This is a genomic window from Ornithinibacillus bavariensis (assembly GCF_018333235.1).
Taxonomy (GTDB): Bacteria; Bacillota; Bacilli; order Bacillales; family Amphibacillaceae; genus Ornithinibacillus; species Ornithinibacillus bavariensis.
In genome coordinates this window covers 269,703-292,891 of sequence record NZ_BORP01000002.1, presented here as the reverse complement: position 1 = coordinate 292,891, position 23,189 = coordinate 269,703, and the positions used below count along the sequence as shown (strand labels likewise).

Here is a 23,189-nt window from a genome sequence, read left to right as displayed (position 1 = left end):
AAATTTTTATGATTTTATTCCCATGGAACGTAATGCAAAATTCAACTGTCTTTCGATATATTCCTCTAACGTAAATTCCTTTTGGACCATCCATCTGCGAAACCCCCACATATGTCCTTGAATTAATATGTTGTTTGCTAGGAGTGCCGTATCCTGTTTTGCTAGTTTATGAGGTAAACAAGTAATAATCGCTTTTTCCAGCATGTCAGCCATTTCTCGTTCTTTTTGCAAGATGTATACTCTTGTTTCCTTGCTTAAGGACTTTACCTCTTGATATAAAATTAAAATTTCCTCTTGCATTTCATCCATTAAATGAAAAAATGAGGTAATGACATTACATAGATTCTCTGTTGAAGGCTGTTTTAAGTCTACGACAGCTTCCAAGCGTTTCTTTACTTCACCATGAATCGAATCACAAACAAGATATAAGACATCTTCCTTCGTACGAATATATTCATACAGGGTTCCAATACTGAAGCCCGATTCCTTAGCTATTTCACGTGTTGTAGTTCGGTGAAATCCTTTTTCCTTAAAAAGGGTTAACGCACCTTTTATCATTTGATCTCGGCGTTTTTTAATTAATTCCTCATCTTTAACAGAAGATAGGACCTTGTTTTTACTCAATTCGTCTATCTCCCTTCTTTCTTCCATTTCTCATACCAAACGCTTGCAAGTCGATAAGGATCTACGCTTTGTAGATCCTTGGGAAAATCAACATGAGTCGTAATGAATTTATCCACATCTCGCCAGATTTCCTCCCGTATCAATTCAACTAATTCCAAATGATATTGCATACTACGGCGTTTTTCTCCTTCGTTGGTATGATACAGGTAGGTATGATGCTCTTCAATTTTCTCCCAAAGTAAATCAATGCCTTCATTCTCTGTCGTAATCGTTTTAACGATAGCTATTGGATGTTCTTCTGTCTTGGTAATATGAACTAGCTCTCTAAGCATGGCTTTAAGCTTATTCACACCAGGCAAATCTGCCTTATTAATAACGAATAAATCAGCAATCTCCATGATTCCGGCTTTAAAAATCTGCATAACATCTCCGCTATTCGGGGTAAGTACTACCGCTGTGGTATCAACGATTTTCATGATATCTAGTTCAGACTGTCCAACACCTACCGTTTCCACTAGAATGACATCAAAGCCATATGCATCACATAATCGAATGGCATCCTTCGTGGCACGAGCTAGGCCTCCAAGACTTCCTCTTGTGGCCATACTTCGGATATAAACGCCATCATCAGTGAAATGTTCATTCATTCGTACCCGATCACCAAGTAGTGCACCACCACTAAATGGACTGGACGGGTCAACAGCAATGACAGCAATTGTCTTCCCCATCGTTCTTATATGACTAATCAATCGATTGACTAATGAACTTTTTCCTGCACCAGGAGAACCAGTTAGTCCAACGTACATTCCATTCTTCTTGAGCAAAAAGGCATCCTGCATAATCTGTAACTTATCTTCAGAATCATTTTCTACAAGCGTGATTGCTTTCGCTAATGCTCGTATATCTTGTTTGGCAATCCTTTCCACTAGCTGGTGCATCCTGGACATCCTTTCTATTTCGTTAGCATTCTTCCAATCACAAGACGTTGTACTTCTTGTGTACCTTCATAGATTTGCGTTATCTTTGCATCACGCATATAGCGTTCTACTGGGTAATCCTTTGTATAACCGTAGCCTCCAAAAACTTGTACCGCTTCAACCGTCACACGCATTGCAGTGTCTCCAGCAAATAGCTTCGACATGGCAGATGCTTTCCCATATGGAAGCCCTTGAGATTCTAGCCATGCAGCTTGATAGGTTAATAGACGAGCAGCTTCTATTTCCGTTGCCATATCTGCTAGTTTGAAAGATATTCCTTGATTATGGGCAATTGGTTTGCCAAATTGTTCCCGCTCTTTTGCATAATTGATTGCAGCATCAAGGGCACCTTGGGCGATTCCAACAGCTTGTGCAGCAATACCATTACGACCACCATCAAGTGTTGTCATGGCAATCTTAAAGCCTTCTCCTTCACTTCCAAGCAAGTTCTCCTTTGGTACACGACAATTTTCAAAAATCAATTCGGTTGTCGGTGATGAACGAATTCCTAGCTTCTTCTCTTTCTTACCAAACGTGAATCCTTCTGTTCCCTTTTCCACAATAAACGCACTTATTCCTTTATGTCGTGCATCAATATCGGTCTTAGCGAACACAACGTAAATATCAGCGACTCCACCATTCGTAATCCAAACCTTGCTACCATTTAGTATATAGTAATCACCATCTAGCTTAGCAGTCGTTCTCATAGATGCGACATCACTTCCTGCACCAGGCTCAGATAAAGCATACGCTCCAAGAGCCTCACCAGTTGCTAAACGATTTAAAAAGTTTTTCTTTTGTTCCTCTGAGCCGTATTTATAAATTGGCCAGCTAGCTAGTGATAAATGGGCGGAAAGTGTTACACCTGTTGATGCGCAGACTCGAGATAGCTCTTCTACAGCAATGACATAACTTACATAATCAGCACCGATACCACCATATTCTTCTGGCCAAGGAATTCCGGTTAGACCAAGTTCAGCCATTTTATTAAATATTTCACGATCAAAACGCTCTTCCTCATCACGCTCTGCTGCTGTTGGTTCTACCTCTTTCTTAGCAAAATCCTGTACCATTTTTCGTAGCATTTCTTGTTCTTCAGTCAATTGAAAATTCATGTTTCGTAGCCTCCTAAGCATTCAATATTTGGTTTGCAATAACCATATGCTGGATTTCATTTGTACCCTCATAAATTTGCGTGATTTTTGCATCACGGAAGAGTCTTTCCACTGGATATTCTTCTGTATAGCCATATCCACCAAAAATCTGTATTGCTTCAATTGCTGTTTTCATTGCAGTGTTTGTTGCAAATAGCTTTGCCATCGAAGCTTCCTTTGCACATGGTCTATTTTCTTCAATAAGTGATGCTGCTTGATAGACTAATAGCTTTGCACACTCTACCTGTGTTGCCATATCTGCGAGTTTAAACGATACACCCTGATTATGAGCAATTGGTTTTCCGAACTGCTCCCGTTCTTTGGCATAGTTTGTTGCATGTTCTAGCGCCGCTTCAGCGATACCAAGCGCCTGTGCTGCAATGCCGACCCGACCTTTGTTTAGATTAGACATAGCAATTTTAAAGCCTTCACCTTCTTTACCAAGTAGCTGTTCCTTTTTTATACGGCAGTTTTCAAATGTTAACTGGACTGTGCTGGAACCGTGTAGTCCCATCTTCTTTTCCTGTTTTCCAATAACAAATCCCTCTGTCCCCTTTTCTACAATAAAGGCACTGATCTCCTCTGGACCTGTTCGTGCAAACGTAATATACGTATCAGCAGCTCCACCATTGGTTATAAACACCTTTGAGCCATTTATAATATAATGATCTCCATCGCGTTTGGCAGTTGTCTTTACATTTTTGGCATCTGATCCAGCCTGGGGCTCTGTTAATGCGAATGCTCCTAAGTATTCACCGGTTGCTAGCTTTGGAACATAGTTTTGCTTTTGCTCCTCTGTTCCGAAAAATAGGATAGGATTGGTACCTACAGATGTATGAACAGATAATATAACTCCTAATGTTGCACTAACCTTTGATAACTCATGAATTGCTATAATATAGGATGTATAATCCATTCCAGAGCCACGATACTCTTCGGGAATGGGGATGCCCATAATACCTAGCTCCCCCATCTTTCGAATGACCTCAATTGGGAAGCGTTCTTCCTTTTCCATTCGTTCTATTTCTGGTAGTACCTCTTTTTGTGCAAAATCATGAACCATTTTACGCATCATCTGCTGTTCCTCGGTGAATCGAAAATGCATAACCGGCTACCCCCTCTCGTTGTTTCAAACATCTTCAGGTGATTGTCTAGGAATCCGTAACGATTAATTCAATCATATTGATAAAAACCTCTTCCAGACTTTTTCCCTAGCCATCCCGCTTTTACATACTTTCTTAATAATGGACATGGTCGATATTTACTATCACCAAATCCTTCATGCAATACTTCCATAATATATAGACATGTATCTAGTCCAATAAAATCAGCTAATTGCAAAGGCCCCATTGGATGGTTCATACCTAACTTCATAACAGTATCAATATCCTCGACCGATGCCACTCCTTCATATAAGGTATAAATTGCTTCATTAATCATTGGCATTAAAATGCGATTTGAAACAAAGCCTGGAAAATCACTCACTTCAACTGGAGTTTTGCCTAACCGATGTGTCAGGTTTTCAATTGCCTGATATGTTTCATCACTAGTTTGTAGCCCACGAATAATTTCAACTAATTTCATTACCGGTACTGGATTCATAAAATGCATTCCAATTACTTGACTAGCTCTATTGGTAGCGCTTGCAATTTCAGTAATTGGAAGTGATGATGTGTTAGAAGCAAGTATGGCATGCTTCGGTGCTATCTCATCAAGCTGTTTAAACACCTTGGTTTTCACATTCATATTTTCTACAACAGCTTCGACAATTAGATCACAGTGTTGTGCGTCATTTATCGTGTTGGTAGAGGTTAATCTACTCAATGTGCTATTTTTTTCTTCCTCCTCCATGCGGCCCTTTTCCACCGCACGGGCTAATAGCTTTTCAATATTTTTCATTCCCTTATCAAGTGCTACTTCATTCATATCATTTAAAAATACCTGTAAACCAGCTTGTGCAAAAACCTGAGCAATTCCTGCCCCCATTTGTCCTGCACCAATTACCATTACTGTTTTAATAGTCATCCTTGCACCTCCTATGTATGAAGAGAGAGCCAGAAAAGATAGATGAATAGAATTTGTATCTAGGTGTCTTTTCTGGCTTCATAAAATGTTGCTAAAATGTATTAAGTTAGCATTATTAGACTTTGTTTATACTCACGAACTATGTGTCTAAGCTTGCACTGGAGCCCTACTAGAATAGGTGAATATTAAACCATGAGTATGTTCCAGATCAACAAAGGATTATTCCCCTGGTACCTCAATCAATATGGCATCACCTTGACCACCGCCACTACAAATTGCTGCAATTCCTAGTCCGCCTCCACGTCGCTTTAATTCGTGAATTAGTGTTAGGATAATGCGGGTTCCACTTGCTCCAATTGGGTGACCAAGTGCAACTGCACCACCGTTTACATTTACTTTTTCAGGATCCAAATCCGCAATTACACTACTTGCCAATGATACTGCTGCAAAAGCCTCATTTATTTCGTATAGGTCGATATCATCTTTGCTATAGCCTGTTTTTTCAAATAACGCATTAATAACAATTCCTGGTGTTTTCGGGAAGTCTTTTGCTTCGACAGCGACCTCAGCATGACCTAGGATAGTTGCCATAGGCTTCTTGCCGAGACTTGCCGCTTTTTCATCGGACATTATGACAAATGCTGCTGCACCATCGTTAATACCTGGCGCATTTCCTGCCGTGATGGTACCGTCTTTATCAAATGCCGGCTTTAATTTTGCTAGCACCTCTACCGTTGTATCTTTTCTTGGCGCCTCGTCTTGATTCACTACAATCGGTTCGCCTTTCCGTTGTGGTATTTCGACTGGAACAATTTCTTCACTAAACTTTCCTTCGTCTATCGCTTGAATAGCTCGCATATGGCTGCGATACGCCCATTCGTCCTGGGCTTCACGTGTTAAGTTAAATTCCTCTGCTGTTGCATTGCCGTACGTTCCCATGTGTACACCAGTAAAGGAGCAGGTTAGGCCATCATGTACCATCATATCAACAACACGTTTGTCACCCATGCGATTTCCCCAACGTGCATCTGGCAAAATGTATGGAGCATTGCTCATGCTCTCCATGCCACCTGCCACAATAATATCTTCTTCTCCTAAACGAATTAGCATATCTGCAAGTGTTACACTACGTAACCCAGAAGCGCATACCTTATTAATTGTTTCTGTTTTTACGTCCCATGGCAACCCGGCTTCTCTTGCTGCTTGACGCGAAGGGAGCTGACCTTGACCACCTTGTAGGACATTCCCCATAATAACCTCTCCAACTTCTGAACCATCGACACCTGCTCGCTCGATTGCCGCTTTAATTGCCTTACCGCCAAGTTGTGCTGCTGTCAATGGCTTTAATGCGCCACCGAACTTGCCAAAGGGAGTTCTAGCTCCTGAAACTATAACAGATTTTTTCATTCCATTTTCCTCCTCTAATGTTAGTGTTATTAAAATTCTATTTCTCTACGATTGAACGCTCGCTCGATGCCTATTCGGAAAATAAGAGGGGTCATTTCATTAGAACCCCCCCTTATCAATTTAAGCTGTCTTTACTTCTTCTTCAACTAAAACGGATAGAGCAAGAATCTCTGCTACATCCATTGTACTAATATCCTCTTCTACTTCTTTTGCCTTTGTTCCATCACTTAACATCGTTAAACAATACGGACAAGCACTAGAGATAACCGTTGGCTCCACCGCAAGCGCTTGCTCTGTACGCGCAACATTGATTCGGTTACCAGTGGTTTCCTCTGTCCACATTAGACCTCCACCAGCACCACAGCACATGCCATTTTCACGGCTGCGATCCATCTCGACAAGCTCTAATCCTGGAATTGCGCGTAAAATTTCTCGTGGCGGATCATAAACCCCATTATATCTTCCTAAATAGCAGGAATCATGATATGTTAAGCGTTCATTAATCGCCTTTGTAGGCTTTAACCTACCCTCCATAACTAAATCATACAATAATTGTGTATGATGGTAAACCTCGGCTTCAAAGCCAAAGTCAGGATACTCGTTTTTAAAAATATTATATGCGTGTGGGTCGATTGTCACAATCTTTTTCACGCCATTTTTCTCAAATTCACTAATGTTTCGCTCGGCAATTTCTTGGAATAAAAATTCATTACCAATACGTCTAGCCGTATCTCCAGAATTTTCCTCTTTATTACCTAAAATAGCAAAGCTCACACCGGCCTGGTTCATTAGTTTTGCAAAAGCAATAGCAATCTTTTGACTTCGTGCATCAAATGACCCCATAGAGCTAACCCAAAACAAGTATTCAAAATCTTTATCCTCTTTTTTCAGTTCCTTCACTGTAGGAATGTAGGCAGACTCATCAATTTCACGCCACTTAATACGGTCTTTTTTAGATAATCCCCAAGGATTTCCTTGCCGCTCAATATTCATAACCGCACGTTGAATCTCAGAATCCATCTTCCCTTCTGTCATCACAAGATAACGGCGTAAATCGATAATTTTATCGACATGCTCGTTCATGACAGGACATGCATCTTCACAGTTACGACAAGTTGTACAGGCATTAATTTCCTCTTCTGTAATAACATCACCGATTAGGCTAATGTTTTCCATCGTTGCTGCAGCTTCGTTTCTAGTAGTTTTGGCTAGTTGATTACCTTGAGTACTCGCAAATGCATAAGCAGGTACCCAAGGTGTTTTACCCGTAATAGCCGCACCCTTCTCTGTTAAGTGGTCACGTATTTTTATCATTAAATCCATCGGGGACAGCATCTTCCCAGTACCCGCTGCTGGACAAACATCTGTACAACGACCACATTCCACACAAGCATAAAAGTCGATCATTTGAACTTGTTCGAAGTCCTCTACCTTACCAACACCAAAAGAAACCTCTTCTTCGCTTTCTTCATCGATATCGAAATCCAGCTTTTTTAATTTGCCAGGCACACGTTTACTTAAAAATACATTAATTGGTGCTGCAATTAGGTGTGCGTGCTTGGATTGTGGAACATAGACTAAAAACGTTAATAATGTAAGGTTATGTATCCACCATGCAATAAAGAAAACAACCATCGCAGAGGTTGGAGATAAGAATCCAAAAATAGTAGCTATCAAACTAGCAACTGGTTCTGTCCATGTAGCAGCTTCCCCATGCCAAATTTGCGCCATTCCGTTTCCTAGTAATACAGAAAGCATTAATGTCCCGATAAAGATCAATACTAATCCAGCTTTTAACCCGCGCTTTAAACGGACCAGCTTTTCAATATAACGGCGGTAAAATGCCCAGATGACGGCTACTAAAATGGTCAAGGTAACAATTTCTTGGAAAAAAGTAAAGCCAGGATATAAGAACCCAAATGGCAGGTGATTACCAGGTGATATCCCTTTTACGATGAAGTCAATTGCTCCAAACTGTACAAGAATAAAACCGTAGAACATCATGACATGAATAATCCCAGATTTTTTATCCTTTAGTAGCTTGGATTGACCAAAAACAATCTTAACTATTCGATTTACTCGTTCCTTAATATCACCATCAAACTCTGATTTTCTACCTAACCGTATGTAGGCTACCCGTGTTGCTATTACTCTACCAAACAAGTATAGTGCATAGAGAACTATGGCAATAAATACTAATGTGTTCACCAATAAGAATAGATTTTCCATCAGCTGATCCTCCTGACTGTCTGAAGTTCATTGTCCTAATTTATTCTATTACTACCTCTGAATTACTTTCCACCAAAAAAATGATAGCGATTCCATTTTTCCGAAAATAAAAAACAGTATTTCAACTACTACTATAAATTATGAATGACTATTCAGTCAACCAGTTTTTAATGCTATGACTATAATTTATCATTTGTCAGTATAATGCTTTTTGGGAATAATACATATGACGCGTTTTCAATATAAAATACTTACAAGTGAATAAAAAGGGACCTAGTTTTATTACAGGTCCCTTTCTATTCATTAAATAATTACATCTTTTCTGGAGCATTTACTCCAATTAACTTCAATCCATTTTCAAGGGTAATCCGCACAGCCTTCATTAAAGCTATTCTTGCATTGGTAAGTGCAACATTTTCCGAATCTAGAACCTTTTCAGCGTTGTAAAAGCTATGCAATAATGATGCTAAATCAAATACATACTGGGTTATTTTTTGTGGTGCATGCTTCTCAGCTGCATCGACAATTACTCGCGGAAAATCCCCCATTTTCTTCAATAAATCAAGTTCTTTTTCCGATGTTAATAAGGATGGATCAAAGGATTGCTTAATTTCTATGCCCTTATTTTCTGCCTGCTTTAACATCGTACAAATACGAGCATGGGCATATTGTACATAGTAAACAGGGTTATCGTTGGACTCGGAGCGTGCAAGCTCAACATCAAAGTCAAGCTGCGTGTCATTTGAACGGGCTACAAAGAAATAGCGAACAGCATCAATCCCTACCTCATCCATTAACTCCCTTAAAGATACTGCATTACCTGTCCGTTTACTCATGCGAAGCTTTTCGCCACCATCAAATAGATTTACCATTTGAATGATCTTAACATCTAATTTATCCGCTTCATAACCAAGCGCCTGGATTGCTGCCTTCATTCGTGGAATATAGCCATGATGATCTGCACCCCATACATTAATCAGCTTGTCAAACCCACGGTTTAGTTTGTTTTGATGGTAAGCAATATCTGGTGTTAAATAAGTAAATGCACCATCATTTTTTACAAGTACACGGTCTTTATCATCATTAAAATCTGTGGAACGGAACCAGGTTGCTCCATCCTTTTCATAGATGTATCTGCCAGCCTTTAACTTATTTAACACGTCAGCAATTTCGTCATTTTGGTATAGACTACGCTCGGAGAACCAATTATCAAAATGTACCCCAAAATCATCAAGGTCTTTCTTAATTCTACCTAATGTATATTCAAGTCCATACTCTTTGAAGTAAGCTAATCGTTCTTCTTCCGTCTTATTTGCCCATTTATCGCCATGTTCTTCAGCTAACCTTTTCCCAATTTCTACAATATCCTGACCATGGTAACCATCTTCAGGCATGCTTGCTTCCTGCCCAAGCGCCTGCAAATAACGTGCATTCACCGAAAGAGCTAGATTATCAATTTGATTTCCAGCATCATTGATGTAGTATTCACGCTCTACAGCATAGCCTGCTGCATGAAGAACATTACATAAAACATCCCCAAATGCTGCACCACGTGCATGTCCTAGATGTAGATTTCCTGTGGGATTTACCGAAACAAATTCCACCTGAATACGTTGTCCATGCCCATAATCCGTCTTACCATACTCCGTTCCAGCTTCTAATATTGTCGGTATAAGATCAGTTAAAAAGTCATTTTTCATAAAGAAATTGATAAATCCTGGTCCAGCTATTTCAATCTTTTCAATAGAGGCTGCATCTTGATTTAAATTATTCACAATATCCTCAGCGATTTGTCTAGGGGCTTTTTTAGCAATTCTCGCTAATTGCATAGCAATATTCGTAGCAAAATCTCCGTGCGCTTTATCCTTTGGTTTTTCTAAGATAATATCTGGAAGCTCCTGTTCGGTAGCTAATCCCGCTTTCAGTACAGATGCTTTAATCTGTTCTTTTACCTTCATTTCAGTTTGTGCCAACACGTTCATTGTATGTCCTCCTTTTGATAGGTGAGCGTTAACATATGATGACGCTCCTCTTGTCCGTTCAATTTCACCGTATAATCTATTTTAAGCTGACCCCTAGTTTGTTGGTCATCCACTTGATAGGTAATGGCATTCGTAAAGGTCTCCATCCGCATATGACCATGTGGATGTGTATAAATGCTTTCCGTAATTTGGTCTTTACGGAATTGTTGATTCATCGAAATTAGTCCTGAACGCTTGATAGTAACCTTTTCAGGCTGAATTGTTATTAAACTTTTGATGAGGTACTGATCTTCCGTTTTCTCCTCAAATGACAGTACCTCAAGATTATTCTTCTCATAATAATGGCCCCTATAGGTATTCTGAGAAGTTTCTTCTTCCCCATCATCCATAATTCGGGTATGTAATGTTATTAAAACTTGTTCCATCTTGGTCGCCTTTCCAATTCATATCATATTTTTCTATTATAGCGAGTTGTAGAGAGGTATTTCAATAAAAATAGTTTTTTCGTTTAGTCGATGAACGGGCAAAAAATATACATTTTCCAGTTTAATTCGTTCGTACTTTTCCCATAATGGTATTACTTGACAAAAAACGACATAATCAAACGGAGTAGGCAAATATGAAAAAGATATTTATTGGAAATAGAATCAAAGGGATAATTCTAAAGATGATTGTTGGCTCAATCCTTTTTTTATTATCTGCTGTACTTTTAGTCTATTTGGTTGCTTTCCTACTTGGTCCACCAAATCTTTCAGCAGACCAAAACACTATTTATTATAATAAGGATGGCGAAGTAATCGGTGAAGAGGATGGTTTTGAAAACAGATCTTGGGTAGATATAGATGAAATGTCTCCTCACATCATTGATGCTACTCTCATGATTGAGGATCAACGCTTTTATCAGCACCATGGTTTTGATGTAAAGCGCATTATTGGTGCAATCATAAAGGATATTCAAACCATGTCGTTAAAAGAAGGTGCTAGCACGCTAACCCAGCAATATGCACGAAATCTTTATCTTTCCTTTGAGAAAACCTGGACTCGAAAAATTAAGGAAGCATTTTACACCATTCGTCTTGAGATGTTTTACTCCAAAAACGAAATTCTAGAAGGGTATTTAAATACCGTTTACTATGGCCACGGTGCTTATGGGATAGAGGCTGCAAGTAACCATTTCTTTAATAAAGCAGCAGATGAATTAACCCTTGCTGAGGCAGCAATGCTTGCAGGAATCCCCAAAGGACCAACCTACTATTCACCATTTAATAATCAGGAAAAGGCAAACAGCCGTCAGCAGCATATTCTAACCATTATGCATGACGAAAATGTTATATCTGACAAAGAATACACGAAAGCTAGTCAAGAAAATCTCCAATATGTAACAAAAAAAGAAAGAAAATCGTTAACTGTTGGGCCTTATTTTCAAGATACTGTCTTAAATGAGGCAGCAAAGAGACTGGAGCTTGACCTTGAATCTGTACGTTCTGGTGGCTATCAGATATACACAACCTTGGATTCCGCCATGCAAGGATACTTAGAGGAAAGTATTGCAGCTACCATTCCGGAAACTAGCGAGATCGAAACTGGAGCTGTTGTCATGGATCCAGCAACTGGTGCGATTCGTGCCCTCGCCGGTGGACGTAGCTATCAGGATAGTCCGTATAACCGAGCTATACAAGCAAAACGGATGCCTGGTTCATCCTTTAAACCCTTTTTATATTACGCTGCATTAAATAACGGTTACACAGCTACTACCAAACTCATGAGTAAGCCAACTTCCTTTGAAATTGAAGGTGGTAATGTATATCAACCAAGCAACTTTAATGGTTATTATGCAAATGAACCAATTACATTAGCACAGGCTATTGCACTGTCTGATAATATTTACGCTGTGAAGACGAATACGTATCTTGGTGAAGAAACATTAGTGGAAACAGCAAAAAAATTCGGCATATCAAGTAAGCTCCCTGCTGTACCATCCCTTGCCTTAGGTACAGCAGCGGTTACCGTTGAAGAGATGGTTTCCGCATATGGAATACTTGCCAACGGAGGATATCGTATAAACGGACACACGATTGAAAAAATTGTTGATCGAACTGGCAAAACGGTCTATGAGAGAAAAAACAACAAGAAATCATTAGTCCTAGATCCTCCAAAAGCCTATATTCTCACCCAGCTGATGACAGGGATGTTTGATGCGGATTTAAATGGCTATACGTCTGTTACTGGTATTTCTATTACGGACAAACTATCTAGGACCTACGCTGGAAAAACTGGCTCAACCGATTCAGACAACTGGATGATAGGCTTTAGTCCATCTCTTGTAGCAGGAGTATGGACTGGCTTTGATGACAACCGGACGATTACATCCACGAAAGAACGTGGTTATGCCAAAGATATATGGGCTGATCTTATGGAAAAAGCACATAAAGATTTACCAAAGCAACATTTTGAAGCACCAGAAGGTCTTGTTGCTATTCCTATTGATCCAAAAACAGGACTACGGGCTACGCCACATTGTCCAACAAGTACCGTCATGTTCTTTGAAAAGGGAACCGAGCCGGAATTCCATTGTTCCGAACATTATAATGGAGAAGAAATAAAGCACGAAGAGAAGAAGGAAAAGAAAGAAAAAGGGCTGTTCCAACGATGGTTTGAGGTGTTTTTTGACTAAAGTAGATGCATCATTATTGAATTTTAGTTAGGTTTTTGAACTTTTGGTTGTGGTTCTATTTAGAAAACAAAAGAAGCCGACGTACAGCAAGTGTCCAGCTTGCATGTCGTCGGCTTCTCTTTTGTCCTAGTAATACATGAGTAAGCCCATGTATTACTAAGTTTACAAATTTCTTAAGTAAAGTACAAGATTTTAGCTAAAGATTCACTTTTCAGACACAATTTGTTCACTTTTTTAGCAGTAACTGTCAGTGAATATCCCCTAACAAGAATTGGAAATAAATTTCCACTTCCCTATTTAGGAAGATTTAAGCACCCCTTCAATATGAGAATCAATTTTTCTTACTAATCATAGACAAATTACAATTTAATGACATATTTTACAAAGATGTGAAACCTTTTTAACAGTTGAAACGTCTTATATTCATGTAAATACGACATTTTTTTCAAAAAAGATGATTCAAAGAAAACAAATAGTGCTATTATGTTTTAGGAGATTGTGAAAAGAGAGGGGAACAATTGGTTGAAAGTCGTAAGAACATTAATTGACAACACGTTTGCAAAAATGACAGGTCAGACCTTATATTATTTAGTCATTTTAATTTTACTTGTACTCATTTATGGATTCCACGATATGAATGCTGGACCATTTATTTACAATGAATTTTAAAGTGAGTGCAAAAAAGGGCCTTGAAAGTTGATACATGGATTGTTATCCTATCACAATGACCAACTAAGTCCTTTTTGAACATGCATTAGAGAAAAAGAGAGGTAAAGAGAATATGAACATACTAAAAGCAATCCAACAAAATTCGATAGGCTATTCCGAAAAAATTGCTTTTAAGAGTGAAGATAGATCGATAACATATGGAGAGCTGTGGGAACAATCTGACCAATTGGCTGCATATTTATTAAAACAATCCAGCCAAGCTAAGTCCCCAATTATCGTCTATGGACACATGAAACCTGAAGTACTTATATCGTTTCTTGGAAGTGTGAAATCTGGTCATCCTTATATTCCAGTAGATGTTTCCATTCCTTTCGAACGAATTAATAAAATAATTGAAAGTTCCCAGGCGGAGTTTTTAATCGCAACAGAGGATATGAGCTGTGAAATGTTTTCTAAACATCCCATTAAGATCATAAAAGAAATGGAGCTTAAGAAGCTTCTGGTAGATGACGCGGAAAAATCAAGCTCGAAGCATTGGGTACAGGGTAATGATAATTTCTATATCATTTACACATCAGGAAGTACCGGTAATCCAAAGGGAGTTCAAATTTCGGCGAATAACCTTAGTAGTTTCGTAGATTGGATGTTAGTGGATTTCCCAATCGAACGTGAGCAGACTTTCCTTAATCAAGCACCATTTTCATTTGATTTATCCGTAATGGATCTCTATCCTTCATTATGTTCAGGCGGAACATTATTTGCAGTAACGAAAGAGATGATTGCCAATCCAAAAGTGCTTTTTGAAGGCTTGAGTCAATCTGATATCGAGGTTTGGACTTCTACGCCATCATTTGCCCAGCTATGCTTAATGGAGCCAAGCTTTAGGCAAGAGCTTCTCCCGAATCTGAGGACATTTCTCTTTTGCGGTGAGATTCTTCCGGTAAATTTGGCCAAACAGCTACAGAAGCGCTTTCCTAATGCCCGTATTTTTAATTTATACGGCCCTACAGAAGCGACTGTGGCTATTACTAAGCTTGAAATAACGAAGGAAATAGCAGACTCACATACAGTCCTCCCTATCGGACATTGTAAACAGGATACGGAGCTACTTGTTGTGGATGAGAATGGGGCTCCTGTTGCAGAAGGAGAAAAGGGTGAATTGATAATTCTTGGCCCAAGTGTTAGCAAAGGCTATCTTGGAAGTCCCGAATTAACAGAAAAATCCTTTGGAATCATGAACAATAAACAAGCCTATACAACCGGTGATGCTGGATACAAAAAAGGCGGCCTGTATTATTATTTAGGAAGATTAGACTTTCAGGTAAAAGTTCACGGGTATCGTATGGAACTGGAAGAAATCGAGTACAGCATTGCTCAGTCTAATTATGTGAAATCATGTATTGTGGAGCCCGTTTATCGTGAAGAAAAGGTAGATTATTTGACGGCTTATATCGTAACAAATGAGCACTCCTTCGAAAAGGAATACCAATTAACCGCCGCACTTCGCAAAGAGCTGTCTAACCTACTCCCGGCATATATGATTCCAAGAAAGTTCACTTATTTGGATCAACTACCAATGACTGCAAACGGAAAGGTTGACCGTAAACTATTAGCTACAGGAGTATTAGCATGATACCTTTTGAATCCTTTTACTTTTTCTTTATTGTTGGGATTCTATTAATCCCATCTATTATTATGGGGCTTCAAGGGAAAGCCTCTCGGAAATATAACATGGTTGTTACGATTATTATGCTGGCAATCATCTTTGCGAATAGCTTACTAGGAACAATTTCATTACTAATATTCACTATATGGCAAGTGGTATTAGTAAAAGGATATATAGCATACCGAAAAAAAGCGAATAGTACTGCAATATTTTGTATAGGAATTATTGCCTCGATAATGCCTCTAATTCTAGTAAAAATACTACCAATTTTAGGGCTTAATCATCTATTTGGTTTTTTAGGGGTATCCTATCTTACCTTTAAAGCAGTACAAATGATAATGGAGATTAGAGATGGTCTCATAAAGAGTGAAATTCCATTAGCGGATTTCTTATACTTTTTATTGTTTTTCCCAAGCCTTTCATCAGGCCCAATTGACAGGTGGCGTAGATTTCAGAAGGATGTGCATACCGTACCGACAAAAGAGGCCTACCGTGAATACTTATACTTGGGAATCAATAAGATTTTCCGTGGTTTTCTCTATAAATTTATAATTGCTTTTTTGATTCATTTTTATATTATCGTGCAATTACTAGAAACCCATTATTTTGAATTGCATCCAGTACAGTATCACTTATTGAATATGTATTCCTACAGTTTGTACTTATTCTTTGACTTTGCTGGATACAGTGCTTTTGCAATTGGTATTAGCTATATCATGGGAATTAAAACACCGGAGAACTTTCATCTACCATTTATCAGTAGAAATATTAAAGACTTCTGGAATCGCTGGCATATGACGTTATCATTTTGGTTTAGGGATTATGTTTATATGCGATTTGCCTTTTGGATGACCAAAAAGAAATGGATTAAGAATCGTGTTACCATTTCAAATTTAGGCTATTTGATGTTGTTTTTACTCATGGGTGTTTGGCATGGCCTCGCACCACATTACATCGTATACGGCTTGTACCATGCATGTTTAATCATTGGTTTTGACTTTTTTGACCGTTGGAATAAAAAGCATAAAGTATGGCCGAAAAATAAATTTACACATGTTGTAGCAGTTATCATCACATTCCATTTCGTATGTTTTGGATTTTATATTTTTTCAGGGAATTTATTTTATTGATTTACTGTTACTCTATACGCTCCCGTTATTTAAAGGGAGCAGCAAATTTATACTCCGCCTTTTAAGAGAGGCTATTGAGACTCTTCGCTCTTTCCAAGATGCGAAATCTCATCTATGTCTCTCCTCCCGTGGGCGTATTTAAAACACTTTTTAGAGGTATTCCATATCAAACTTTAACTTAGAAAAAACAACGATAAAGGAGAATGAACAACTATGGAAAAACAAGATGTATATGATTTATTAGCAGAGGTTTGTCAGGATGATGTAGTAAAAGAAGAATTGGACATGGATATTTTTGAAGCTGGATTACTCGATTCATTTGGAACAATTACATTGCTTGTAGAGATAGAGGAACGGTTTGGGATAAGTGTTCCAATTACAGAGTTTAACCGTGAGGAGTGGAATACTCCTAATAAAATTGCAAAGGAATTAGCTGATCGCGCATGAAGAAGTACTCTTTTGTACCGCTCTTCATTGCGGTTTCCTTATTTTTGGTTTTTTTATTCTTTCCCAATCGTTGGCTTGAGTATTTTATTTCAGATAAAAAAGTTCAGCAAGCAGCAACCAGTTTGAGTCCATTAATGTTTCAAGGAGACTATTTACAAGGCAGAATGCTCGCAGATGATAAGTATTTTCCGATTTATGGATCTTCAGAGCTTTCTCGTTTCGATCCATTTCACCCGTCTAATTTTGCGGAAGCCAATAATTTGGATTATACACCTTTTCTAATTGGGCGTGGTGGAACACAATCACTAATACTTTTTATGGATCTTGCTTCCCAGGCTGAGCAATTAAAAGGGAAGAAAATTGCTTTCATCGTCTCTCCACAATGGTTTATAACAGAAGGAATTGATAATGCCCATTTTGAACCAAACTATTCGATGCTAAAAGCGTACAATTTAGCCTTCAATGATACGATTGATCCTGAATTGAAGAGGGAAGCGATTCGCCGTATCCTGCAATTTGATGTTGTCAAAAGAGATACTATTTTGACTACGTTATATGAATACGAAATATCACCTTCAAAGGAACATCATTGGAAAGCAAAACTTGTAAGACCACTAGCCTATATGAAAAAGAAACTATTAGAAAAGAAGGATTTATATTATGCTGCCTTCGGTTTTCCCAATAGAGACCACCATCAAGATAACGATTTAGTAAGAAATAAATCATGGGAAGAACTTTTAGAGGAAGCAAGCAACTACGGAAAAGAACGTGCAAATAACAACCCATATTTTATGGATAATGATTACTACAATCATAACTACGCTCCAATAGAGGCTAAGCTAAAAGGTTATAAGAAAAACGCAACTTTTGCGGGATCTTTAGAGTATCAAGACTTTCAAATGGTACTAGATCTTTTCAAGGATAAAGGAGCAGACCCTATTTTTATCTCCTTACCGATTAATGGTCTATGGTACGATTATGCTGGACTTCCAATAGAAGTGCGTAATGAATTCTATCAATCCATCGTTGATCAGGTAGAAACAGCCGGATTTCCTGTTGCTGACTTTTCAGGACATGAATATGACCCTTACTTTTTAAAAGATCCGATGCATATTGCCTGGAAGGGCTGGGTTTACGTGGATCAAGCCTTGATAGAACATTGGAAACGGTAGGACATGATTTATCCAATAAATTATTATTGCGAAACCTACCATAGAAATCCTTTTTGGCTAGTTTGGCTAATCATTGGAATGTTAAGACATGAGCAAAATCCCGCAATCGTTTGCGGGATTTTTTTGTTATTACAATATCCTGTGTGATCACCTTGTCATTTGTAACTACTAACGAAAACATGAATTGCATAACCGAAATCAAAAAACCCACATCGAATTGATTCTCCACGCGGATTCTTTAAAGCTTTTAATACTATGATTAGAATGTATCATACATCCGTTGAAATGTTTATTAAGATTTAATTTATCACCCTATAACAAACTGTTAATTGCCATTTTCCACACAAAACTATCTACAATCACATAATTTAATAATTTCCTATCCATTAAAAAGAGGCTGGGACAAAAGAATTTATTTGAAAATAAAAGTCGAACAATTCATATAGTTACAGCGTAAACTCGCTTCGGAAATATACTTCGCGTTCCGCGGGCGGCTGGTGAGCCTCCCGCAGGAGTCTGCGTATATTTCCGAAGCTAATTTGGCCATTGTTCGTTTTTAGAATAAATCTCTTTGTTATGTCCCAGCCTCTTTAACGTTCAGCTTAGCCCAAAGCTTCCTTCAACTGTTCACTTGAGTTGTTCCACAGCTCGGGATTGAACTCCTGTAAGAAGTTGCGGAGAAGGTGTCTTGATTGCTCATCCATATGTTCAACAATCACATGGCCCTTCAATGATTTTTCCATATGTTTAACATGCTCTGGCATTGATTTATAGGCAATTTTATTTGGACGGTCAACTCGAATTTCACTTCCTGCAACACCTGCATAATAAGGTCCGTTTTCATTACGTTCGACGGTTACCCATACAATCCAGTAAAGCTTTCCATCAGGAACTAACGACTTATCTGGTTGAAATTTGACACGTCTTTCTACATCGCTTCGTGCGTGCATGGCCCCCATATCCACATATGCTTTATTTTCATTTGGGTCCACAATAATAGACGACATATTCTCTAGACTAATAGCACCAACTCCATAGCCCCCATGTCCATCATTCGAATCATCTTTGATTATCGTAAACCGATTCTTATTTTCTGAAGATTGATCTCCGCTCATTAACTAGCCTCCTATTCAATACTCTTTATCTTCTATTGTAGCATAGCTAGCTAACCAATTTCACGTTAGGCAACCCTAGTGAGCCTGTTTCGAAAGCTCAGAAATGAACTGCCATGCCTCTGCCATTTCATCTTCACTATAATTTTGCTTTGGCTTAACGGTATGAACCTTTTCTTCTACCTCACGCTTAGGTAGTTCTCGAAAATAAAGCATGGTAGACACTAGTTCCAGAAAACGAGAGCTCTTCTCCTGTAATCTAGTAATCATCTTTGTACAATCTGGTAAATTCGTTGAAAATTGTTGTAAAAATGCTGTTCCATCCTTTGTTAAGGAATAATGATATTGGAAATAGTTGCTCTTCACTTCCTTCTTTTCATGAATAAATCCTAAATTACATAATTCTTCTATACGTAAGGAAAGCTCCTCAGAATATGGTCCATAGAAATGAAACTGAAACTTCTCCTCAAATGGAACACCTAATGATTGTAAGATATATATCATCTTTTGTAGTTTTTTTCTGCCTGTGACCTCCTCGGCTTCGGAAAAAAACTGCATTAATTTAGCATGGTTATCCAGCATTATATTCTCTCCTTACTAAATAGAATCCCTATAATATCTTGTTTAATTTCCTCATCTTGAATGGCATATATCATATCTTTAGGAAAATATAATTTATGGTCTGTTCTTTTTTTACCTGAAATGGCTTCAACGATATCTGAATGCCTAGATAACTCCTTTAATGTACCATTTGGCATTACTAAATGAATTGGGAGCCTCTCTTCTTCTTCACCCGGACGGTAAAAGTCATACGGCAAATCGGAAGATGAATCAACTACTAAGTAATAATCGGAATCGATTCCTGCATCCTTGAACAGCTGAATAAGCCGCATTAAATCACCTATTTGTTTATTCGGATTAAATTCAACATATTTAAAGAGGCGTCTATTCATGAATCGCTCACAAAGGTCTCTAAGAATCTCATCTTCCTCCTCTTGCCAAAGCTGGAAATAGTAGTGGACAACGGATTCATCTAACTTCAAATACTCTTCTAAGGAAACATCACCTGAAAAGAAAGTAAGAAAGTGAGTTGGCTGCAATTTAAATTGATAGTTAGATTCATAGAGTTGCTTTGCTCGATGTAATATTTTCGTTAAAATGACCTCTGCACTTCTTGTGACAGGATGAAAATATACTTGCCAATACATTTGATAACGACTCATAATATAATCTTCTACGGCATGCATACCAGACGATTTGATCACTACTTGATCTTCGATAGGGCGCATGACTCGTAAAATCCGTTCCATATCAAAATGACCATAGCTTACCCCTGTGTAATATGCATCACGAAGCAGATAATCCATACGATCTGCATCTATTTGACTTGATATTAAGCTAACGACAAGTTTATCTGAATGGGTTTTAGCAATAACATCTGCTACCTCTTGGGCAAACCCTGGACTTACACGCTCTAACACTTTATTAACATATGTATCCCCTAAAATGATTTGTTGCGTGAAATACTCATGATCTAGCTTAAAAACTTTTTCAAAGGAATGGGAAAAAGGACCATGTCCTAAGTCATGTAATAGCGCCGCACACATGCAGAGTAAGCGCTGATCATTATTCCAATGGGGTCTACCTTGAAAATTATATATAATTCGACGGACAATTTCATAAACGCCAAGAGAGTGATTAAAACGACTATGTTCGGCTCCATGGAAGGTAATATTGGTCGTTCCAAGCTGTTTTATTCTACGAAGGCGTTGAAACTCTGGAGTTGCAATCAAGTCCCAAATAACTCGATCACGTACATGGACATAGGCATGTACTGGATCCTTAAACACCTTCTCTTCATGTAGTTGCTCATTTTTATAAGTCACGATGGTTCAACTCGTTTCTATTCGACGATTTTGTTATTATTATATAATAGATAGTCAAGTGAAAAAAGACATGTTTCGAACTTAAAAGGAGACTACAATGAAAAGCTGGCAGGAAATTGTGACACAATCGACATTTCGTTTTATCGATCACACCAATCTGGAATATTTTCATCATGTGAAAAATACTGCTGTAATCTCTTTTGCTATTGATGATGCACTAGCGACTTCTGTAAGTCTAGAAAAATCCCCACCTGTTGTACGCTTATGGTTGCATCCTAAAACAATTGTTCTAGGCATACCAGATGCTAAACTTCCTTATATAGAGGAAGGTGTAAAATTATTAGCTCGTCATGGCTACCATGTAGTTGTACGAAATTCTGGTGGACTTGCAGTAGCACTAGACAGTGGTGTCCTCAATCTATCCCTTATTCTACCAGGTGTAAAGCATTTGTCGATTCATGATTGCTATGAAGCGATGGTGCATTTTGTTAAGCATATGCTACAGGATATAACAACAGAAATAAAGGCATATGAAATTGTCGAATCCTATTGCCCTGGAGATTATGATCTTAGCATTAACGGAAAGAAGTTTGCTGGAATATCCCAGCGAAGAGTACGTGATGGGGCTGCCATACAAATTTATCTAGATGTGGAAGGTGACAGTTTTGAGCGTGCCTCGTTAATTCGGGATTTTTATCAAATTAGCCTCAAGGGTGAAGAGACAAAATTCACATATCCTCATGTAAATCCTGAAGTGATGGGATCATTGTCGAAGCTTACCGGGCGGAAATTGACAATAAGTGACATAAAAAGCAGAGTTGTAGCAGCTTTGCAGGAGTTAGGTGATATTGTCGAAACCCCGTTTTCAGAAGAGGAATTGGACGTATTTGAAAAGCGGTATGAACAGATGGTTAAACGAAATGAAAAAATATCGGAAAAACAAAAAGAAGCTTAGGAATTGCATTAAGCTTCTTTTTGCTTTATCTAAAAAAGGAGGCTTGTAACGAATTCCTGTTACAAGCATTTCCGTTTAAAGTGATTGTGCGGCAGTAATCAATGCTAAATTATAAACATCTTCTGCGTTACAACCACGAGATAAGTCATTAACTGGTTTATTCAGTCCCTGTAGGATTGGACCAACTGCCTCAAATCCACCTAAGCGTTGAGCAATTTTATACCCAATATTGCCTGCCTCAAGACTTGGGAAAATAAAAACATTGGCATCCCCTTTTATAACTGCATCAGGCGCTTTCTTTGCTGCTACACTTGGAACAAATGCTGCATCAAATTGAAACTCACCATCAATAATTAATGAGGAATCTTTTTCCTTAGCAAGCTTCAATGCTTCGACAACCTTTTCCGTTTCCGGAGACTTTGCAGAACCTTTCGTAGAAAAGCTTAGCATCGCAACCCTAGGATCTATTCCAAATAACTTCGCAGTTGCAGCAGATTCAACAGCAATCTCAGCTAGATCATTACTATCTGGAGCAATATTAATCGCACAATCAGCAAATACATATTTTTCATCATCCCGTTCCATGATGAATACACCAGAAGTTTTCTTAACGCCCTGTTTTGTTTTTATAATTTGTAGTGCAGGTCTTACGGTATCAGCTGTAGAATGTGCTGCACCACTTACAAGCCCATCCGCTTCATTCATATAGACAAGCATAGTTCCGAAGTAGTTCTCATCCTGTAAGATTTTACGTGCATCTTTTTCCGTTGCCTTTCCTTTACGTCGTTCAACAAACTGGGCAACCATCTCAGCAAATTTCTCATAACTGTTCGGATCTAAAATAGTGATTCCACTAATATCAGCCTGATATTCTTCCGCCTTCGCTTCAACCGCCTCTTTATTTCCAATTAAAATAGGCGTTACGACATTTTCCTTATTTAGTTTACTTGCAGCATGAAGAATTCTTTCATCTAATCCTTCAGGAAATACAATCGTTTTATTTTTTCCAATTACATTGGCTTTAACTTGATCAAATAAGCTACTCATTTTTAACCTCCATGTATGCTATGTTCTTAATAT

At 38.3% G+C, this 23,189-nt stretch carries 20 protein-coding genes; 7 read left to right on the top strand and 13 right to left on the bottom strand.

Annotated elements, in window-relative coordinates:
- Positions 1-6 precede the first annotated feature (6 nt).
- The 9 genes from KI338_RS07220 to KI338_RS07180 form a co-directional block, all read right to left on the bottom strand.
- On the bottom strand, positions 7-624 hold the full coding sequence (locus tag KI338_RS07220; RefSeq protein WP_212920334.1) for a TetR/AcrR family transcriptional regulator: 618 nt from the start codon (positions 622-624) through the stop codon (positions 7-9).
- Between the two features lie 5 nt (positions 625-629).
- Positions 630-1,562, bottom strand: coding sequence for a methylmalonyl Co-A mutase-associated GTPase MeaB (meaB, locus tag KI338_RS07215; RefSeq protein WP_212920333.1), 933 nt, complete (start codon positions 1,560-1,562; stop codon positions 630-632).
- Positions 1,563-1,576: 14 nt separating this feature from the next.
- Complete coding sequence (locus KI338_RS07210; RefSeq protein ID WP_212920332.1) at positions 1,577-2,716, bottom strand: acyl-CoA dehydrogenase; 1,140 nt, start codon at positions 2,714-2,716, stop codon at positions 1,577-1,579.
- A 13-nt stretch (positions 2,717-2,729) separates the two neighbouring features.
- On the bottom strand, positions 2,730-3,860 hold the full coding sequence (locus KI338_RS07205) for an acyl-CoA dehydrogenase (protein WP_212920331.1): 1,131 nt from the start codon (positions 3,858-3,860) through the stop codon (positions 2,730-2,732).
- Between the two features lie 68 nt (positions 3,861-3,928).
- On the bottom strand, positions 3,929-4,780 hold the full coding sequence (locus KI338_RS07200; RefSeq protein WP_212920330.1) for a 3-hydroxybutyryl-CoA dehydrogenase: 852 nt from the start codon (positions 4,778-4,780) through the stop codon (positions 3,929-3,931).
- Between the two features lie 219 nt (positions 4,781-4,999).
- Positions 5,000-6,187 carry an acetyl-CoA C-acetyltransferase gene (locus tag KI338_RS07195; protein ID WP_212920329.1) on the bottom strand — a complete coding sequence of 396 codons (1,188 nt, stop codon included), beginning with the start codon at positions 6,185-6,187 and terminating at the stop codon, positions 5,000-5,002.
- Between the two features lie 120 nt (positions 6,188-6,307).
- The gene (locus KI338_RS07190) at positions 6,308-8,416 is read right to left on the bottom strand and encodes a (Fe-S)-binding protein (RefSeq protein WP_212920328.1); all 2,109 of its coding nucleotides are present in this window, start codon (positions 8,414-8,416) and stop codon (positions 6,308-6,310) included.
- A gap of 311 nt (positions 8,417-8,727) precedes the next feature.
- A complete protein-coding gene (argS, locus tag KI338_RS07185) occupies positions 8,728-10,398 on the bottom strand; it encodes an arginine--tRNA ligase (RefSeq protein ID WP_212920327.1) in 1,671 nt (556 codons plus the stop codon).
- On the bottom strand, positions 10,395-10,823 hold the full coding sequence (locus tag KI338_RS07180; protein ID WP_212920326.1) for a YwiB family protein: 429 nt from the start codon (positions 10,821-10,823) through the stop codon (positions 10,395-10,397). The genes argS and KI338_RS07180 overlap by 4 nt, the downstream gene beginning before the upstream one ends.
- Before the next feature lie 194 nt (positions 10,824-11,017).
- Here KI338_RS07180 and KI338_RS07175 point away from each other — a divergent pair, with 194 nt between their 5' ends.
- The 6 genes from KI338_RS07175 to dltD all read left to right on the top strand — a co-directional run bounded on the left by KI338_RS07175 (position 11,018) and on the right by dltD (position 18,156).
- The gene (locus KI338_RS07175) at positions 11,018-13,072 is read left to right on the top strand and encodes a transglycosylase domain-containing protein (protein ID WP_212920325.1); all 2,055 of its coding nucleotides are present in this window, start codon (positions 11,018-11,020) and stop codon (positions 13,070-13,072) included.
- A 522-nt stretch (positions 13,073-13,594) separates the two neighbouring features.
- Positions 13,595-13,741 (top strand): teichoic acid D-Ala incorporation-associated protein DltX, encoded by a 147-nt coding sequence (dltX, locus tag KI338_RS07170; RefSeq protein ID WP_244853447.1) that lies wholly within the window; start codon positions 13,595-13,597, stop codon positions 13,739-13,741.
- 112 nt (positions 13,742-13,853) lie between these two features.
- Complete coding sequence (dltA, locus tag KI338_RS07165; RefSeq protein WP_212920324.1) at positions 13,854-15,374, top strand: D-alanine--poly(phosphoribitol) ligase subunit DltA; 1,521 nt, start codon at positions 13,854-13,856, stop codon at positions 15,372-15,374.
- Positions 15,371-16,537, top strand: coding sequence for a D-alanyl-lipoteichoic acid biosynthesis protein DltB (gene dltB, locus KI338_RS07160; protein ID WP_212920323.1), 1,167 nt, complete (start codon positions 15,371-15,373; stop codon positions 16,535-16,537). Before dltA ends, dltB begins: the two co-directional genes overlap by 4 nt.
- Positions 16,538-16,750: 213 nt before the next feature.
- Positions 16,751-16,984: a D-alanine--poly(phosphoribitol) ligase subunit 2 gene (dltC, locus tag KI338_RS07155; protein ID WP_212920322.1), complete on the top strand. Its 234-nt coding sequence runs from the start codon at positions 16,751-16,753 to the stop codon at positions 16,982-16,984.
- The gene (dltD, locus tag KI338_RS07150; RefSeq protein ID WP_212920321.1) at positions 16,981-18,156 is read left to right on the top strand and encodes a D-alanyl-lipoteichoic acid biosynthesis protein DltD; all 1,176 of its coding nucleotides are present in this window, start codon (positions 16,981-16,983) and stop codon (positions 18,154-18,156) included. Before dltC ends, dltD begins: the two co-directional genes overlap by 4 nt.
- A 602-nt stretch (positions 18,157-18,758) precedes the next feature.
- Here the strand turns inward: dltD and KI338_RS07145 are convergent.
- From KI338_RS07145 to KI338_RS07135, 3 genes are all read right to left on the bottom strand, one after another.
- Entirely contained in the window at positions 18,759-19,271 is a 513-nt protein-coding gene (locus KI338_RS07145; RefSeq protein WP_212920320.1) for a YwhD family protein, read from the bottom strand.
- A 75-nt stretch (positions 19,272-19,346) separates the two neighbouring features.
- Positions 19,347-19,850 carry a YwgA family protein gene (locus KI338_RS07140; protein ID WP_212920319.1) on the bottom strand — a complete coding sequence of 168 codons (504 nt, stop codon included), beginning with the start codon at positions 19,848-19,850 and terminating at the stop codon, positions 19,347-19,349.
- Positions 19,850-21,154, bottom strand: coding sequence for an HD domain-containing protein (locus tag KI338_RS07135; protein ID WP_212920318.1), 1,305 nt, complete (start codon positions 21,152-21,154; stop codon positions 19,850-19,852). Before KI338_RS07135 ends, KI338_RS07140 begins: the two co-directional genes overlap by 1 nt.
- 97 nt (positions 21,155-21,251) lie before the next feature.
- Here KI338_RS07135 and KI338_RS07130 point away from each other — a divergent pair, with 97 nt between their 5' ends.
- Positions 21,252-22,109, top strand: coding sequence for a lipoate--protein ligase family protein (locus tag KI338_RS07130; RefSeq protein WP_212920317.1), 858 nt, complete (start codon positions 21,252-21,254; stop codon positions 22,107-22,109).
- Positions 22,110-22,184: 75 nt separating this feature from the next.
- On the opposite strand, the gene pta is transcribed toward KI338_RS07130, so the two are convergent.
- Positions 22,185-23,156 (bottom strand): phosphate acetyltransferase, encoded by a 972-nt coding sequence (gene pta, locus KI338_RS07125; RefSeq protein WP_212920316.1) that lies wholly within the window; start codon positions 23,154-23,156, stop codon positions 22,185-22,187.
- Between the last annotated feature and the right edge of the window lie 33 nt (positions 23,157-23,189).

What these genes read in the sequence shown, in the direction of transcription:
- meaB (WP_212920333.1), bottom strand. Translation starts at nt 1,562, where the DNA reads ATGCACCAGCTAGTGGAAAGGATTGCCAAACAAGATATACGAGCATTA.
- KI338_RS07210 (WP_212920332.1), bottom strand. Translation starts at nt 2,716, where the DNA reads ATGAATTTTCAATTGACTGAAGAACAAGAAATGCTACGAAAAATGGTA.
- KI338_RS07205 (WP_212920331.1), bottom strand. Translation starts at nt 3,860, where the DNA reads ATGCATTTTCGATTCACCGAGGAACAGCAGATGATGCGTAAAATGGTT.
- KI338_RS07200 (WP_212920330.1), bottom strand. Translation starts at nt 4,780, where the DNA reads ATGACTATTAAAACAGTAATGGTAATTGGTGCAGGACAAATGGGGGCA.
- KI338_RS07195 (WP_212920329.1), bottom strand. Translation starts at nt 6,187, where the DNA reads ATGAAAAAATCTGTTATAGTTTCAGGAGCTAGAACTCCCTTTGGCAAG.
- KI338_RS07190 (WP_212920328.1), bottom strand. Translation starts at nt 8,416, where the DNA reads ATGGAAAATCTATTCTTATTGGTGAACACATTAGTATTTATTGCCATA.
- argS (WP_212920327.1), bottom strand. Translation starts at nt 10,398, where the DNA reads ATGAACGTGTTGGCACAAACTGAAATGAAGGTAAAAGAACAGATTAAA.
- KI338_RS07180 (WP_212920326.1), bottom strand. Translation starts at nt 10,823, where the DNA reads ATGGAACAAGTTTTAATAACATTACATACCCGAATTATGGATGATGGG.
- KI338_RS07175 (WP_212920325.1), top strand. Translation starts at nt 11,018, where the DNA reads ATGAAAAAGATATTTATTGGAAATAGAATCAAAGGGATAATTCTAAAG.
- dltA (WP_212920324.1), top strand. Translation starts at nt 13,854, where the DNA reads ATGAACATACTAAAAGCAATCCAACAAAATTCGATAGGCTATTCCGAA.
- dltB (WP_212920323.1), top strand. Translation starts at nt 15,371, where the DNA reads ATGATACCTTTTGAATCCTTTTACTTTTTCTTTATTGTTGGGATTCTA.
- dltC (WP_212920322.1), top strand. Translation starts at nt 16,751, where the DNA reads ATGGAAAAACAAGATGTATATGATTTATTAGCAGAGGTTTGTCAGGAT.
- dltD (WP_212920321.1), top strand. Translation starts at nt 16,981, where the DNA reads ATGAAGAAGTACTCTTTTGTACCGCTCTTCATTGCGGTTTCCTTATTT.
- KI338_RS07145 (WP_212920320.1), bottom strand. Translation starts at nt 19,271, where the DNA reads ATGAGCGGAGATCAATCTTCAGAAAATAAGAATCGGTTTACGATAATC.
- KI338_RS07140 (WP_212920319.1), bottom strand. Translation starts at nt 19,850, where the DNA reads ATGCTGGATAACCATGCTAAATTAATGCAGTTTTTTTCCGAAGCCGAG.
- KI338_RS07130 (WP_212920317.1), top strand. Translation starts at nt 21,252, where the DNA reads ATGAAAAGCTGGCAGGAAATTGTGACACAATCGACATTTCGTTTTATC.
- pta (WP_212920316.1), bottom strand. Translation starts at nt 23,156, where the DNA reads ATGAGTAGCTTATTTGATCAAGTTAAAGCCAATGTAATTGGAAAAAAT.